Raw genomic sequence first — 15834 nt, 5'->3', positions numbered from 1 at the left:
CGTGCCGGACTACAATTGCCCGTTACGACGAGCCTGTCGAAAGCTCCGGGAGCTTCATGAAAGTCACGATCTTTGGAACCGGCTATGTGGGTCTCGTCACGGGGGCCTGCCTGGCCGAGATGGGCAACCATGTCGTCTGCGTGGATGTCGACGCCGGCAAGGTCGAACGGCTGAAGCAGGGCGACGTTCCCATCTACGAGCCGGGCCTGGAGCCCATGGTCATCCGCAACCATGCGGACGGACGCCTCGATTTCACCACGGATGCCGCACCCGCCATCGCCCATGCCGACATCGTGTTCATCGCGGTCGGCACGCCGCCCGACGAGGATGGCAGCGCCGACCTGCAGTATGTGCTTGCCGTGGCCAAGACCATCGGCGACCACATCGATCGCTATACCGTGGTGGTGAACAAGTCGACCGTGCCCGTGGGCACCGCCGATCGCGTGCGCGCCGCGGTGGCGGCACGATTGGAAAAGCGCGGCATCGACGTACCGTTCGATGTCGTTTCCAACCCGGAATTCCTGAAGGAAGGCGACGCCGTCGAGGATTGCCTGCGTCCGGATCGCATCATCGTCGGCGCTTCCAGCCAGAAGGCCATCGGCGTGCTGCGGAAACTGTATGCGGCATTCAATCGCAACCACGACCGCATGGTGGTGATGGACGAGCGTTCGGCCGAACTGACCAAGTACGCCGCGAACGCGATGCTGGCGACCAAGATCAGCTTCATGAACGAGATCGCCAACATCGCCGAGCATGTCGGCGCCGACGTGGAACTGGTGCGCCAGGGTATCGGTGCCGATCCGCGCATCGGTTACCACTTCATCTATCCCGGCGCCGGTTACGGCGGCTCCTGCTTCCCGAAGGATGTGCAGGCGCTGGCGCGCACCGCGCACTCGGTGGGCTATGAAGCGCGCCTGCTCGATGCGGTGGAGGCGGTGAACGATACGCAGAAGTCGCGGCTGTTCGCCCTGCTTTCGAAGCATTTCGATGGCAAGCTGAAAGGCCGCACCATCGCCGTGTGGGGGCTGGCATTCAAGCCCAATACCGACGACATGCGCGAAGCCTCCAGCCGTCGCCTCATGGAACAGTTGTGGGAGGCCGGTGCACGCGTTCGCGCGTTCGACCCGGAAGCCGCGGAAGAAACCCATCGCATCTACGGCGATCGTGACGACCTCACACTGGTCGAGCGTCCCTACGCCGCGCTGGAAGGTGCCGATGCACTGGTCATCGTCACCGAATGGAAGGCTTTCCGCAGTCCCGATTTCGGGCGCGTGAAATCGCTGCTCGTATCACCGGTGATTTTCGACGGCCGCAATCTTTACGACCCGGCCGCGGTCGAGGAAGCCGGCATCGCGTACTACGGTATCGGTCGTGGGCGCAGCCTGGCAGGACACGAGCATGGCTGACCTGGATGAGCGGGTGGTCGAACTCGAGGTGCGCCTCGCCTTTATCGACGACACGGTCAACGCGCTTTCGTCGGCCGACGCGGAAATCGCCCGCCGGCTCGACCTACTGGAACGAGCCGTGCGCGACCTGCGCTCGGATCTCGTGAACATGCGCGCGGGGCTGGGCAGCGATCCTGCCAACGAACCTCCGCCGCCGCACTACTGAAGCATTCGAACGAGCCTTACCGATCATGGCAGAGTCCCTGCGCGACCAGTTGTTGAAGAGTGGCCTCGTGAAGGAAATTCGCGAGGAAAAACGGAAGCCGGCGCCGCCGGCGCGGCAGGGCGGCAATACCTCCGCCAGCGGCCAGCCGTATGCCGGCGATCGCCCGAAGCAGGGCGGCAAACCGCACGGCGGCGGCAACGCCCGGAACAAGGGCGGTCCGAATCCGGCAGGCCGTCCGCCGCGCCACGCGGGCAAGCCGGGCGCGCCCGCGCAACGGCCGCCGCGCAAGGACGGCGAGATCGACCTCGCCAAGGCCTATGCGATCCGCGCGCAGAATGAAGCCGCCGAGCGCCGCAGGGTGGAAGCAGAAGCGGCCGAGCAGGCACGGTTGCGCAAGGAGAAGAAGCGCAAGGTCGAGGAGCTGCTGAAAGGCAAAGCGCTGAACCTGCCCGACGCCGACCAGGTGCGTCATTTTCCGTATGGCGAGAAAATTCGCCGCGTATACGTCGATACCGCGCAGCTGGCCGCCTTGAATGCCGGGGAACTCGGCGTCGTGCAGCAGGGTGGGCGTTACCTCGTGGTGGACAAGACGGTGATCGAGGAACTGCGTGGCATCGCGCCGGAGTTCATCGCCCTGATGGTCGATCCGAACGCGGCGGACGAGTCGGACGATGGGGTGCCTGACGATTTGATGTGGTGAGGCTGCGCTGATCGCCGCTGAAGCGGCTCCCACCGGGCCGAGTCCCAGCCAGGGTGGGTTTCCCCACCGGTTCTGCCAGGCCAATCGCCGACAGGGTCGGCTCGCACCAGGACCTGCGCAGGTCCTGGCGGGAGCCGACCCTGTCGGCGATGGTCGAGGCAACGCAGTCCGGGTGGTCGGTCAAGCAGCCGGAACCAACTAGGCCCCAAGCCAGCAAAGCCCAAGCCAGCAAAGCCAAGCCAGCAAAGCCAAGCCAGCAAAGCCCGAGCCAGCAAAGCCCGAGCCAGCAAAGCCGGGCTACCAAGCCGGAGCCAGCTAAGCCGCCGGAGCGGTCAGTTCCGGATTTTCCCAGCCTTCCTTCCGGGCGAAGCGCGCGCCGTGCTTTTGCTCCAGCTTCGCCAGGCGCTCGCGCACCGCGGCCACGCCTTCGCTGCGCACGTACTGGATGGGGCCGCCACGGAAGGGCGCGAAGCCCGTACCGAAGATGACACCCGCGTCGAGCAGGTCGGCATCGTCGACGACGTTCTCGGCCAGGCAGGCGATGGCTTCGTTGATCATGGGCAGGATCATGCGGTCCTGGATGTCTGGCGGCGGGACGTAGTCCGGATCGACTTCCGGTTTGTCCGGCTTGCCGTCCTTCCACACGTACAGGCCTTCGCCATCCTTCTTGCCGCGCTTGTTCGCGGCGAGCCGGTCTTCCAGGCCCTGGGGAATCTCCAGGCCGAGGAACGGGGCGAGTTCCTTGCCCACCGAGGCGCAGACATCGAGCCCGACGGTGTCGGCCAGTTCGATCGGGCCCATGGGCATGCCGAACTTCTTCGCTTCGCGGTCGAGCACAGGCCCCGGTACGCCTTCGTTGTACAGGCGCATCGCTTCCATCAGGTAGGGCATGAGGATGCGGTTGACCAGGAAGCCCGGCGTTCCCTTCACCGGCACGGGAAGCTTGCCGATCGCCTTGCAGAAGGCGAGGGCGCGCTTCTCGATCGCGGGATCGAGGGCATCGTGGCGCACCACTTCCACCAGCGGCATCTGCGCCACCGGGTTGAAGAAATGCAGGCCGAGGAAACGTTGCGGTGCCTTCAGGCCCTGGCGGAGTTCGTCCAGGGGAATGGACGACGTGTTGCTGGCGAGGATCTCGTCGGCCTGGAATTGCGGCTCGATCGCCGCATAGAGCGCGTGCTTGGCTTCGGGGTTCTCGAAGATGGCCTCGATGGCGAGATCCGCATCGGCGACGCCCTTGCCCTCCACGTCGGCGCGCAGGCGTGCGACGGCGGCATCGACCTTGGCCGGCGCCTTCAGTTTCTTCTCGAACAACACGCGGGCACGCTTGATCGCGGGTTCGACGAAACGTAGCTCGCGGTCTTGCAGTGTCACCTCGAAGCCCTTGAGCGCGGACCATGCGGCGATATCGCCACCCATCGTGCCGGCGCCCACCACGTGCACGTGCTTGATGCCGTGGTCGGTCCCGCCGCCGAGCCCCTTGAGGCGTTCCTGCAGGAAAAAGATGCGGATGAGGTTACGCGCGGTCGATGTCGTGGCCAGCTTCGCCACCGACTTCGCCTCGAGCTTGAGGCGTTGCTGGATATTGCCGCCGCCACGCGCCCAGACGTCGATCAACGCGAACGGGGCGGGGTAATGCTCCCGGCGCACCTTGGCGGCCGTCTGCTTGCGCACCATGGGTGCGAGGATGGCCCGCACGGGCAAGGTGTTCGTGGCCCATGCCTTGGCCCGCTGTGCGAACGGCCGCACCTGCGGACGCCTTGCCAGGTCACGGGCCTCGGCCAGCAGTTCGTCGGGACGGGCGAGTCGATCGACCAAGCCCACGGCCTTCGCGCGGCGTGCGTTGAACGGTTTTCCCGTGAGCATCGCCGGCAACGCGTCCGGCGCGCCGATCAGGCGCGGCAGGCGGGCACTGCCTCCCCATCCCGGATGGATGCCGAGCATGACCTCGGGCAAGCCGATCTTCGTGGCGTCGTCATCGGCGGCGATGCGCAGTCGGCAGGCCAGCGCGAGCTCGGTACCGCCGCCCATGCAGGCGCCGTGGATGGCGGCGACGGTCGGGCAGGGCAGGCGGGCGAGGTTTTCGAAGACGCGCTGGCCGTTCTCGATATTGTCGAGCACGGTGCCGGTTTGCGCGTACTCCACGAATTCCCGGATATCGGCGCCCACTGCGAAACCCAGGGGTTTCGCCGAGTGGATGACGACCCCCTTGGGGTTTTCGATGGCCAGGCGCTCGACGAGGGTGTCCAGTTCGTCGAGCACCTCGCGCGACAGCGCATTGGCGCTGGCGCCCTCGCGATCGAGGGTGAGGACGACGATGCCGTCGTCGCCCACGCTGGTCTTCCAGTGCTTGAATCGAAGTCCTTCGAACATGGCGGGTCGTACGGTGGCGAATGAGCGCATCACCATACCTTTCCGCCGGGACGAATGCGAGATACCCCGCCGTATGGTGTGCTCCGGGGCGGGCGGGCCGACGGCTGGCGCGGGGCCGGGGATGGGCGGATACTTCGCGCCACTCAAGCAGATCGACCGCCGATGTCCGTGGATGCCAACGTAGGAAACGATGTCTTCGACCGCATTCTGTCGGCCTCGGGACCCCTGGTCGCCCTGAAGACGAACGACCCGGCCCTGCTGGTCGAGCAATTCCGCCTGGTCGCCCGGCGCACGGGGCAGGCCGTCTACCTGTGGCGCCATGCCGAGGGGTTGGTGAGCTTGCGCGACGCGCAGATGCGCGTGCCGGGCTGCCTGCGCCTGGGCGATGCCCTGCGCTACATCTCGCAGAGCCTTCACTTCGGCGTGTACCTCCTCGACATGCCCGCCGGCGTGCCCAGTGCCACCGACGGTGCACTTTTACGGCAACTTTCGCGCGCGCAGACCGGACATGTCCGCCGGGTCGTGCTGCTCGGCGCGAGCCCCAGCCTGCTCGCCACCTTCGAGAGCGACGTGGTGCGCGTGGAAGCCGACTGGCACGCGCGCTCGGCGGCACCCCGGTTGCGCGACGGCCGATGGGTGGTCTGAGCGGATGGCAGGCATGAAGGAATCCATCGGCGTGCTCATCTTCACGCCGCGGCGGGATATCCGCCGCGCGGTCTTCGACGCGCTCGACATGGACGGCGATTTCGTATTGCTGAGCGCGCGCGATGCCACCCAGCTGGAAGCGCTGCTCGCCGACGCACCGCCCTTGCACGTGGCCGTGTTCGGCGCCGATGGCAGCGCGGACATGGCCCAGGGCCTGCGCATCCTGCGCGCTTCGCCGAGGTACGCCCCGGTGCCGGTCGTCCATGTCGTCGACGACCATCCGGGCGTGGCACCGGAAGGCGCCATGGACTGGCTGCGCGAAGGCGCCATCGGCGTCGAGCTGGCGCAACGGGTGCGCGCGGCCGTTCGTGGGCTCGCACCCGCGGTCGGCCCCGAACCACAAGACTGGCGCTTCGCTTTCGACGCCGGCGCGGCCTGGGTGATCGCTTCGACGCCCGGCGGATGCGTCATCGAGAGCGGTACAGCGATGGATCGGCTCTTCGCCGGCGACGGGCCTGTGCAAGGGCGCCTGCTGGCGGAGATGTTCGCGCTGGCGGACGGCGCCGCATGGCCAGTGCCCGATGGCGAGGGCCTTGCTTGCACCCTGCGTCGACGTGACGGTGGCGACATAGGGGGCGAGGTCGACGTGCGCCATGTCGTCGATCGTGGCGAACACCGCATCGCCGTCGGTTTCCGCGACATGCGCGCGGTGGACATGGCGGAGCGCGCACTGTCCCTGCTCGCCGTGTTGGACGCGTGTTCCAGTGACGACGAAGGAATGGGCGAGGCCGCGGCGATGCTCGCCGATGCCCTCGAACTCGACGTCGTGGCCGTGTGGTCGGCATTTCCCGAGAGCGAATACGGCCCCGAGGTGCTGGCGCGGATATGGAACGGGCCTGGTTCCGTCGAATGGCCCGACGCTTCCGACCTGCCGTTGCTCAAGGTGTGCCTGGGCGGCGAGACGCTGTCGCGACTCGGCGCCGGCGAGGACGCGCCGGCGACCGATCCCCTCATCGACACGCTGGGGCTGCGTTCCTACGTCTTGCTGCCCCTGCTGGACGAGCGCCGCAGCGTGCTCGGCGCCTTGCTCGCCGGCCGTCGCCGGCCAGCCGGCGACGCACGTGTGCTAGGCCCTGCGTTACGCGCAGCCACCGCCCGGTTCGCCTCCGCGCTCGAGTTGCGCCGGGCGCGTGAGCAGGGCCGGGTGCGTGGGCTCATCGATATGCTCACCGGCTTGCCGAACCGGCTGCTCTTCAACGACCGGCTCGAGACCACGATCCGCGAAGCGGAACGCACGGGCGAATGCTTCGCCACGTTGCTGGTCGACCTCGACCGCTTCAAGGGCATCAACGAGACGCTGGGTCACGGCGTGGGCGACCAGGTGCTCACCGCCCTGGCCAAGCGCCTGCGCGCCAGCGTACGTGCCTCCGACACCGTCGCGCGTTATGCGGGCGACGAGTTCACCCTGATCCTGCGCCATATCATCAAGCGCGACGACGTGTTGCGCATCGCCGAAAAAATAGTGCAGGCCATGGAGGTGCCGTTATCGCTGGAGGACGGTTCCGAACTCCAGGCGACCATCTCTGTCGGCATTTCGTTCTTTCCCGATGACGCCGTCGAGGGCGAGCTGCTCCTGCGCCATGCCGACGAGGCGATGTACGGCGCGAAGAGCCTGGGCCGCAACAACTACCAGATCTACGCCGCCAACGTGGATGCCGCGCAGCAACAGCAGGCCGAGCTGAAGGTTCGCCTGCGCCACGCGGTACGCAACGACGAACTGCGCGTGTTCTACCAGCCGCAGGTCGACGCCGTCACCGAGGACATCATCGGCATGGAGGCGCTGGTCCGCTGGGAGCATCCCGAGCTGGGCATGATCAGTCCGGCGTTCTTCATCCCGCTCGCCGAGGCAAGCGGCTTGATCGTGCCGATAGGCGAGTGGGTGCTGCGCACGGCCTGCGCGCAGGCCCGGGCATGGGAAGCGCGGTACGGACTGGGCTTGCGGATCGGCGTGAACCTGTCGGCGGTGCAACTCATGCAGCAGAACCTCGCGGCCGTCGTGGCCTCCGCGCTACAGGACACGGGGCTGGATCCGCGGCAACTCGAGCTAGAGGTCACCGAAAGCATCAGCGTGAAGACCGTGCCGCACCTGGTCGAGACGCTCGACGCGCTGCATGCGATGGGCTGCGGCATCGCCATCGACGATTTCGGCACCGGCGCGGCCTCGCTCGACTACCTCCGCCGGCTGCCGGCCGACCGGATCAAGATCGACCAGAGCTTCGTCCGCAACATCGGTGTGGACCCCGACGACGAAGCCATCGTCCGCGCCACCATCGACATGGCCCACCGGCTCAAGCGCGGAGTGGTGGCCGAGGGCGTCGAGATCGAGCAGCACCTGCAGTTCCTGCGTGCGAACGGCTGCGACGAATTGCAGGGCTACCTGTTCTGCCGGCCGCTACCCGTGCCCAGCTTCGAGAAGCTGCTGGCCGAACGCGAGCGCCTGGTGAGCGAAGGGCAGGCCATCCCGGCCTGATACCCTGTGGGGGTGGGGCTCCCGCTTGAGGTCCAGGTTCGGGCCCGCATGTCTCCCCGTGGGGACGACTCCGGACCGTCCACAATGAACTTGCACGGCGCCCGCATGTCTCAGCTGCGCCCGCGACTGGCCCCGATAGAGTTGAGGAGACGGCCCGGATGGGCGAAAACGAATTGGATCAAGCACTTGTCGAACGGGTGCAGCAAGGGGATCGCCGCGCCTTCGACCTGCTGGTCCGCAAGTACCAGCACAAGGTCATCGCGCTGATCTCGCGTTACGTGCACGACCGGACCGAGTGCGAGGACATCGCCCAGGAGGCTTTCGTGCGCGCCTGGCGCGCGCTGAAGTCCTTCCGCGGCGAGAGCGCTTTCTATACCTGGCTGTACAAGATCGCCGTGAACACGGCCAAGAACCACCTGGTGGCCATGGGCCGCCGCCCACCCACCGGCGATATCGACATCGAGGACGCCGTCTACGTGCCCGGGGCCACCCGCATGCACGAAAGCGCGACCCCCGAGCGTGAAATGATGCGTGAACAAGTGGAACAAACGGTGTTTTCCACTGTCCAAGCCTTGCCCGAAGAGCTTCGGGCCGCGATTACCCTGCGCGAGGTGGATGGCAAGAGCTACGAGGAGATTGCCGTCATCATGGACTGTCCCATTGGAACCGTCCGTTCGCGTATTTTCAGGGCTCGTGAAGCCATCGACCAGAAACTGCGGCCGCTGTTGTCCGACCGCGAGGACCACACCCCATGAGCGAAGCCAATCGGGAAATTCTCTCCGCCGGTATGGATGGAGAGCTGTCACGGGAGGAAATCCGCTTCCTGCTACGTCGTCTCGAGGCCGATCCGGTCCTCGCCGATACGTGGGCGCGCTTCCACGTGGCGCGTGACGGTCTGCGCAAGCAGGGTGCGCCGCTGGTCTCCAGCGATTTCGCCAGCCGGGTCATGGCGGCCATCGAGGCGGAGCCCGGCGCCGCGGCTGCCCCGCGCCGCCGCTGGTTGCAGTGGTCGGCGGGTGGCGCCATCGCAGCCAGCGTCGCAGTCGCCGCACTGATGATCTCCCAGCCCACCGGCAACCGCCCGGGCACGGCGGATGTCGCCCAGCATGCACCCACGGTCGGAGATTCCCCGCTGGCCGACGCCACGCCCGCGCCGGCCGCGGCACCCGTCGCGCCGCAGTGGCTCAGCGGTGGCAGCATGGCCTCCCAGTTCACCCAGAAGGCCGCCTTCGACAGTTCTGAAGACGGCGGAGCCTCGGCCTACCTGCCGCGTTCCACGCCTTACCAGATTCACCGCGCCCGGGCCGCCACAGCCCCGGAAGGCAATGGCTACATGCTGATGATCCGTCCCGACGGTACCCGGTATGTGCAGCCGGTCGTCGTGCCGCAGGCTCGCTGAGCCGCGGCGCATGTTCCATGCGCGCCTGACGTCCCCAGGCGCGCTTATTTTCTAGGTTCCAGTAACGATACGTGCGGGGTCATTCCTCGCACGGGCAGCCGTGGTTAGGTAAAAAGGAGGAAATCGATGGCTCTCTGGCATGCACGCGCGCTACTTGGTGGCGCACTGCTCGTGGTAACGGCAGGCGCCCAGGCGCAAGCGTTACCGGATTTCACCGGCATCGTCGAAAAGAACGCGCCCGCCGTGGTTCACGTGGAAGCGAAGACCACGGGCGCGGCCCGCAAGGCGCGCGGCGGCCCCGACGCGGCTCCCGACGACCAGGAAGAACTGCTGCGGCGCTTCTTCGGCATGCCTGGCGTGCCCACGCCGCCGCGTGAGCAGACCTCGCTGGGTTCGGGTTTCATCATTTCCGCCGATGGCTACATCCTCACCAACGATCATGTCGTCGACGACGCCGACGAGGTGAAGGTCCGTCTGCAGGATCGCCGTACCTTCACCGCGAAGGTCGTCGGCAAGGACCCCCAGTACGACATCGCGTTGTTGAAAGTGGACGGCGGTTCGTTGCCCACGGTCGCCATCGGCGATTCGCGCACCGTGAAGCGGGGCCAGTGGGCGCTCGCCATCGGCTCGCCGTTCGGCCTGGACGCCACCGTGACCCACGGCATCATCAGTGCCGTCGGCCGCAACCTCGGCAGCGGCGACCAGCCGTACACCTCCTTCATCCAGACTGACGTGCCGATCAATCGCGGCAACTCGGGTGGACCGCTGTTCAACCTCCAGGGCCAGGTCATCGGCGTGAACTCGCAGATCTACTCCACGTCGGGCGGTTACCAGGGCCTCTCGTTCTCGATCCCCATCGATGTCGCGATGAACGTCGTGCAGCAGATCAAGGACAAGGGCTACGTGTCGCGGGGCATGCTCGGCGTCACCGTGCAGCCGGTCGACCAGTTCGTGAAGAATCTCGACCTTCCCGACGCCAACGGTGCCCTCGTGGCGCAGGTCACCCCCGGAAGCGGCGCCGACAAGGCCGGTATCAAGCAGGGCGACGTCATCCTCTCGTTCAACGGCACGCCGATCACCCAGTCGCCTGACCTGCCGCCCCTGGTCGGCATCACCAAGCCGGGTTCCATGGCGAAGGTGGAAATCCTGCGCGACCACAAGAAGCAGGTACTCGACGTCAAGGTCGGTGAGCTGCCGCGCGACAAGAGCGCCCTGGCCGCGGCGGCCGGTGGTGGCGACGAAGGGCCGGCCGGCGGTTCGGCCGCGGCCCTGGGCATGTCGGTGCAGGACATCGATGCCTCGGCCCGCGCGGAACTCGGCTTGAAGGCGGGCGAGGGCGTCGTGGTCAGCCGGATCACCGGACGCGCCGCGGCGAGCGCCGGCCTGCAATCGGGCGACGTGATCCTCATGGTCAACCAGAAGCGTGTCGGCAGCGCCGCCGCCTTCCGCGATGCCGTGAAGGGGATCAAGCCCGGCGATACGGCCATGCTGCTGGTCCGTCGCGACGATTCCACCCGCTTCGTCGGGGTGACCGTCCCCAGCGAGCGCTGAGGCCCGGCCGGCCGCCGCTCGGCGGCGGTCGGCCTTCCATGCGATAATGCGGGATTCGCGCTGGCCAAAAGGCCGGCGCGCGTCGTTCGCGCCGCGAGCGATGGTGAACGTGACCACGGCGCTCCATGGAACTCATCCGCAACTTCTCCATCATTGCCCACATCGACCACGGCAAGTCGACCCTGGCCGACCGCATCATCCAGTTGTGCGGCGGTTTGTCCGAGCGCGAAATGGAAGCGCAGGTGCTCGACAACAATCCGATCGAGCGCGAGCGCGGCATCACCATCAAGGCCCAGTCGGTATCGCTGCCGTACAAGGCGCGCGACGGCAAGACCTACCAGCTGAATTTCATCGACACCCCCGGACACGTCGACTTCTCGTACGAGGTCAGCCGCTCGTTGTCCGCGTGCGAAGGCGCGCTACTGGTCGTCGATGCCGCGCAAGGCGTCGAGGCGCAGTCCGTCGCCAACTGCTATACGGCGATCGAACAGGGCCTGGAGGTGATTCCGGTCCTCAACAAGATCGACCTGCCCACGGCGGACATCGAGAAGGCCAAGGCCGAGATCGAGGCCGTGATCGGCCTGGATGCCAGCGATGCCATCCCCGTCAGCGCGAAGACCGGCCAGAACGTGGTCGAGGTGCTGGAAGCCATCATCCAGCGCATTCCCGCACCGAAGCCGGGCGACACGGACAAGCTGCAGGCGCTGATCATCGACTCCTGGTTCGACAATTACCTCGGCGTCGTCTCGCTGGTCCGCGTCATGCAGGGCGAGATCCGTCCCGGCGACAAGATCCTGGTCATGTCCACCGGCCGCACGCATCTCGTCGACGACGTCGGCGTGTTCACCCCGAAGCGGAAAAAGCTCGAACGGCTCGCGGCCGGCGAGGTCGGCTGGATCAACGCCTCGATCAAGGACGTCCATGGCGCGCCGGTGGGCGATACGCTCACCCACGCGGGCAAGCCGGCGGCGGCTCCGCTGCCGGGCTTCCAGACCATGAAGCCGCGCGTGTTCGCCGGCCTCTTCCCGGTGTCGGCCGACGACTACCCCGCGCTGCGCGAGGCGCTGGACAAACTGCGCCTCAACGACGCGGCCATGTTCTTCGAGCCGGAGAGTTCAGAGGCGATGGGCTTCGGCTTCCGTTGCGGCTTCCTCGGCATGCTGCACATGGAAATCGTGCAGGAGCGCCTGGAGCGCGAGTACGATCTCGATCTCATCACCACCGCGCCGACCGTCGTCTACGAAGTGCTGAAGACCGATGGCAGCGTGCTCGCCATGGACAACCCGGCGAAGCTCCCGCCGCCGCAGCAGATCACCGAGATCCGCGAACCGATCATCGTCGCGACCATCCTCACGCCGGGCGACTACGTCGGCAACGTGATAAAGCTGTGCGAAGAGAAGCGTGGCGTGCAGCGGACCATCCAGTACCTGGCCACCCAGGTCCAGGTCACCTATGAATTGCCCCTGGCCGAGGTCGTCCTCGACTTCTTCGACCGCCTGAAGTCCGTCTCGCGCGGCTATGCGTCGATGGACTACCACCTGGAGCGTTTCGACGCGGGCCCGTTCGTGCGCGTGGACATCCTGATCAACGGCGACCGCGTGGATGCGCTGAGCCTGATCGTGCATCGTTCGCATGCCGACCGCCGGGGCCGGGAACTTGTGGAGCGGATGAAGGATCTGATTCCGCGCCAGCAGTTCGACGTGGCCATCCAGGCGGCGATCGGCGCGGCCGTCATTGCCCGGTCCACGGTGAAGGCGCTGCGCAAGAACGTTCTCGCCAAGTGCTACGGCGGCGACGTGTCGCGCAAGAAGAAGCTGCTTGAGAAGCAAAAGGAAGGCAAGAAGCGCATGAAGCAGGTCGGCAGCGTGGAGATCCCACAGGAAGCGTTCCTGGCCGTGCTCAAGGTGGACAAGTGAGCGCCGCCGTCGCGGCATGACCTTTCACCTATGGAACCCCGGCGCCGGATGCGCCGGAATGGGCCTCACGGCCCCTCGACACGACTGATGGAGTTGGCATGGCGGCATTCGATTTTTCGGCGATCCTACTCGGCCTCACGGTCCTCTTCGGAGTGATCTGGCTGTTCGATCGCCTGTTCCTGGTGAAGGCGCGTCGCGCCCGGGCGGAGGCCGCCGGTACGGAGCAACCGGAACCCTGGCCGGTCGACTGGGCCCGCTCGCTGTTCCCGGTGATCCTGGTGGTGCTCATCCTGCGTTCGTTCGTGGCGGAGCCCTTTCGTATCCCTTCCGGCTCGATGATGCCGACGCTCGACGTCGGCGATTTCATCCTGGTCAACAAGTTCGCCTATGGCCTGCGCATGCCGGCCTTCAACAACAAGCTGGTCGAGAACGGCGAACCCCGTCGTGGCGACGTCGTGGTCTTCCGCTTCCCCGGCTACGTGTGCAAGGACGAAAACGGCAAGACCGTCCGTAGCGGCGACATCTCCTGTCAGGACCCGCACGCCCCGGTGCCCAGCGAGAACTGGATCAAGCGCGTGATCGGCTTGCCGGGCGACCGCATCGAAACCCGCGGCAGCGAGCTGTACATCAATGGCGAGCGCGTGGGGGCGGACGAGATCGGTCCGTTCAAGGGCAGCATGAACCGCCCCGAGGACCGCCTGCTGATGACCTACGGGTCGAAGCTCTACACCGAGCACCTGGGCAGCATCAATCACACGATCGCGCTGACCCCGGCATTCAACATGCCCCAGGACATCCCCAACGCGGCCGTCCCGTCCGAGGTGCCCAAGGGTTGCTATATCGTCATGGGCGACAACCGCATGAACAGCACCGACAGCCGCTGGTGGGGCTGCATGCCCGAGCAGAACCTGGTCGGCAAGGCGTTCTTCGTCTGGCTCGCCTGGCGTGGCCCGGGCAACGGCTGGTTCGATTTTTCCAAGATGGGCAAGGTCATCCATTGACCGAACGGAGGCCTCCGTCACGCCGGCGGGCGTTGCGGATGGCGCCGGACAAGGTAATCTCCGCTGCGGGGCGCATATCGCGCCCCGCAGCGCATTCACCGTCTTGAACAGGGGAGCCGCCGTGGCGGCGGGACACGATCATGAAATCCAGGCAATCGGGTATTACTCTCATCGGCTTCGTCATCGTGCTGCTCGTGCTGGGCTTCTTCGCCTTCATGGCCATGAAGCTCGTGCCGGCCTACATCGAGTTCTTCGGCGTTAAGAAGGCGATGAGCCAGCTGGCGACGAGCGGCAACACGCAGGACCTCGACAGCATCCGCCGCGACCTCATCTTCAAGATGGGCTTCCAGTATGTCGACGACGCGACGATCCAGCCCAAGGACATCACGCTCGATCGCAGCGGCAACGGCGCCACGCTGAACGTGAACTACGAGAAGCAAATCCATTTCATCTACAACATCGACTTCCTCCTGCACTTCGACAACGCCGTGCAGTTGAGGAATCCGTCCGTGTAACGAGCGATCGTGCAGTTTCCCCATTCCTTCCGTAACCCCGACCTCGCGGCCCTGGCGCTGACCCATCGAAGCGCCGGCCGGCCGAACAACGAGCGCCTGGAATTCCTCGGTGACGCGCTGCTGGGCGTCACGGTGGCCGAATTGCTCTTCGAGGCCCACCCTAACGCGAGTGAAGGCGAACTCTCGCGGTTGCGCGCGCAGCTGGTGAACGGCCAGGCGCTGGCGGTGATCGCGCGTGAACTCGAGCTGGGGGACATCCTCAAGCTGGGGCCAGGCGAGCTCAAGAGCGGCGGCTACCGGCGCGATTCGATCCTGGCCGACGCCTTCGAAGCCCTGGTGGCGGCGGTCTACCTCGACGATGGATACGACGCCTGCCGCCAGGTCGTACGCAGGTTGTTCATGCCTCGTGTGGCAGAAATCAAACGTTCCAGCAAGGATGCGAAGACGCGCCTGCAGGAGTGGTTGCAGGGCAGGGGCTTGCCGCTGCCCGTTTACGAACTCACCGACAGCTACGGCGAAGACCATGCCAAGATCTTCGACGTCAGCTGTTCCATCGACGAACCTGAGCCGATCCGCGTCGAAGGGCGCGGCGGCAGCCGTCGCGCCGCCGAGCAGGACGCCGCCGAAGCGGTGCTTCGCCGCCTGCTGGAAACCAAGACATGAATGACATCGACATCACTGAACACGACTCCGTCGTCGACGACGACTTCCGCTGCGGCTACGTGGCCCTGGTCGGTCGCCCCAACGTGGGCAAGTCGACGCTGCTCAACGCCCTGATCGGCGTACGCCTGAGCATCGTCAGCCACCGTCCGCAGACCACGCGCCACCGCATCCTCGGTATCGCCAGCAAGCCCCAGGGGCAGATCCTCTACGTGGACACCCCGGGCCTGCACCGCGGCGGCAAGCGGGCGATGAACCGCAGCCTCAATCGCGCCGCGCGCGCGGCGATCACCGAGGTCGACCTGGCCGTGCAGGTGATCGAGGCCGGCCGTTGGACCGACGAGGACGCGACGATGTACGCGGCGCTTGCCGAACAGAAGGACATGCCGAAGCTGCTGGCGATCAACAAGGTCGACCTGCAGAAGGACAAGACGGTCATGCTGCCCTTCGTCGCCGACCTGATGCAGAAGCATCCGTTCGACGACGTCTATTACGTCAGCGCATTGAAATCCAAGGGGCTTTCCGGCCTGGAGAAGGGCATCCTGAAGCGGCTGCCGGAACAGGCCGCGATCTACGGCGAAGACGAGATCACCGATCGTAGCGAGCGCTTCCTCGCCGCCGAGATGGTCCGCGAGCAGCTGATGCTGCGGCTGGACCAGGAGCTGCCGTACGCCACCACGGTGGAGATCGAAGCCTTCCAGGATCGTCCCGACGGCATCGCCGAGGTGCACGCCGTGATCTGGGTCGAGCGCGACGGGCAGAAGGCCATCGTGATCGGCGAGGGCGGCGCGCAGCTGAAGGCTATCGGCACGTCCGCGCGCAAGCAGATGGAGAACCTGTTCGAACGCAAGGTGTTCCTCAAGCTGTGGGTCAAGGTACGCGAAGGCTGGGCCGACGACGAAAACCTGCTCAAGCGTTTCGGCTACGAATAAA

The 15834-nt window shown here is 66.2% G+C and carries 14 protein-coding genes; 13 read left to right on the top strand and 1 reads right to left on the bottom strand.

The features are described 5' to 3' along the window. Nucleotides 1-56: 56 nt before the first annotated feature. Genes ACN9M2_RS11750 through ACN9M2_RS11740 form a run of 3 tightly spaced genes read left to right on the top strand, consistent with a single transcriptional unit; the run spans nucleotide 57 to nucleotide 2311 of the window. A complete protein-coding gene (locus ACN9M2_RS11750) occupies nucleotides 57-1406 on the top strand; it encodes a UDP-glucose dehydrogenase family protein (protein ID WP_426284916.1) in 1350 nt (449 codons plus the stop codon). Next, entirely contained in the window at nucleotides 1399-1611 is a 213-nt protein-coding gene (locus tag ACN9M2_RS11745; RefSeq protein WP_426284915.1) for a SlyX family protein, read from the top strand. Before ACN9M2_RS11750 ends, ACN9M2_RS11745 begins: the two co-directional genes overlap by 8 nt. Nucleotides 1612-1636: 25 nt before the next feature. After that, on the top strand, nucleotides 1637-2311 hold the full coding sequence (locus ACN9M2_RS11740) for a DUF2058 domain-containing protein (protein WP_426284914.1): 675 nt from the start codon (nucleotides 1637-1639) through the stop codon (nucleotides 2309-2311). A gap of 315 nt (nucleotides 2312-2626) precedes the next feature. Here ACN9M2_RS11740 and ACN9M2_RS11735 read toward each other — a convergent pair whose 3' ends face one another. Next, entirely contained in the window at nucleotides 2627-4684 is a 2058-nt protein-coding gene (locus ACN9M2_RS11735) for a 3-hydroxyacyl-CoA dehydrogenase NAD-binding domain-containing protein (RefSeq protein WP_426287910.1), read from the bottom strand. A 162-nt stretch (nucleotides 4685-4846) separates the two neighbouring features. Here ACN9M2_RS11735 and ACN9M2_RS11730 point away from each other — a divergent pair, with 162 nt between their 5' ends. The 10 genes from ACN9M2_RS11730 to era all read left to right on the top strand — a co-directional run bounded on the left by ACN9M2_RS11730 (nucleotide 4847) and on the right by era (nucleotide 15833). Next, a complete protein-coding gene (locus tag ACN9M2_RS11730) occupies nucleotides 4847-5329 on the top strand; it encodes a hypothetical protein (RefSeq protein WP_426284913.1) in 483 nt (160 codons plus the stop codon). Between the two features lie 13 nt (nucleotides 5330-5342). Further along, nucleotides 5343-7859, top strand: coding sequence for a putative bifunctional diguanylate cyclase/phosphodiesterase (locus ACN9M2_RS11725; protein ID WP_426284912.1), 2517 nt, complete (start codon nucleotides 5343-5345; stop codon nucleotides 7857-7859). A gap of 158 nt (nucleotides 7860-8017) precedes the next feature. Next, nucleotides 8018-8614 (top strand): RNA polymerase sigma factor RpoE, encoded by a 597-nt coding sequence (gene rpoE, locus ACN9M2_RS11720; RefSeq protein ID WP_426284911.1) that lies wholly within the window; start codon nucleotides 8018-8020, stop codon nucleotides 8612-8614. Then, on the top strand, nucleotides 8611-9258 hold the full coding sequence (locus ACN9M2_RS11715) for a sigma-E factor negative regulatory protein (protein WP_426284910.1): 648 nt from the start codon (nucleotides 8611-8613) through the stop codon (nucleotides 9256-9258). Before rpoE ends, ACN9M2_RS11715 begins: the two co-directional genes overlap by 4 nt. A 126-nt stretch (nucleotides 9259-9384) precedes the next feature. Further along, nucleotides 9385-10809: a DegQ family serine endoprotease gene (locus ACN9M2_RS11710; RefSeq protein WP_426284909.1), complete on the top strand. Its 1425-nt coding sequence runs from the start codon at nucleotides 9385-9387 to the stop codon at nucleotides 10807-10809. 125 nt (nucleotides 10810-10934) lie between these two features. Next, complete coding sequence (gene lepA / locus ACN9M2_RS11705; RefSeq protein ID WP_426284908.1) at nucleotides 10935-12725, top strand: translation elongation factor 4; 1791 nt, start codon at nucleotides 10935-10937, stop codon at nucleotides 12723-12725. A 98-nt stretch (nucleotides 12726-12823) separates the two neighbouring features. Next, complete coding sequence (gene lepB / locus ACN9M2_RS11700; RefSeq protein ID WP_426284907.1) at nucleotides 12824-13726, top strand: signal peptidase I; 903 nt, start codon at nucleotides 12824-12826, stop codon at nucleotides 13724-13726. 140 nt (nucleotides 13727-13866) lie between these two features. Next, nucleotides 13867-14241, top strand: coding sequence for a DUF4845 domain-containing protein (locus tag ACN9M2_RS11695; protein ID WP_371025038.1), 375 nt, complete (start codon nucleotides 13867-13869; stop codon nucleotides 14239-14241). Nucleotides 14242-14247: 6 nt separating this feature from the next. Further along, on the top strand, nucleotides 14248-14904 hold the full coding sequence (gene rnc / locus ACN9M2_RS11690) for a ribonuclease III (RefSeq protein ID WP_426287909.1): 657 nt from the start codon (nucleotides 14248-14250) through the stop codon (nucleotides 14902-14904). Next, nucleotides 14901-15833, top strand: a complete 933-nt coding sequence (era, locus tag ACN9M2_RS11685) for a GTPase Era (protein WP_371025037.1) — start codon at nucleotides 14901-14903, stop codon at nucleotides 15831-15833. The genes rnc and era overlap by 4 nt, the downstream gene beginning before the upstream one ends. The last annotated feature ends 1 nt before the right edge of the window (nucleotide 15834 follow it).

It is taken from the genome of Luteibacter sp. E-22 (assembly GCF_049913125.1).
GTDB lineage: Bacteria > Pseudomonadota > Gammaproteobacteria > Xanthomonadales > Rhodanobacteraceae > Luteibacter.
The sequence above is the reverse complement of the archived record's forward strand: the minus strand, read 5'-3'. Positions and strand labels throughout refer to the sequence as shown.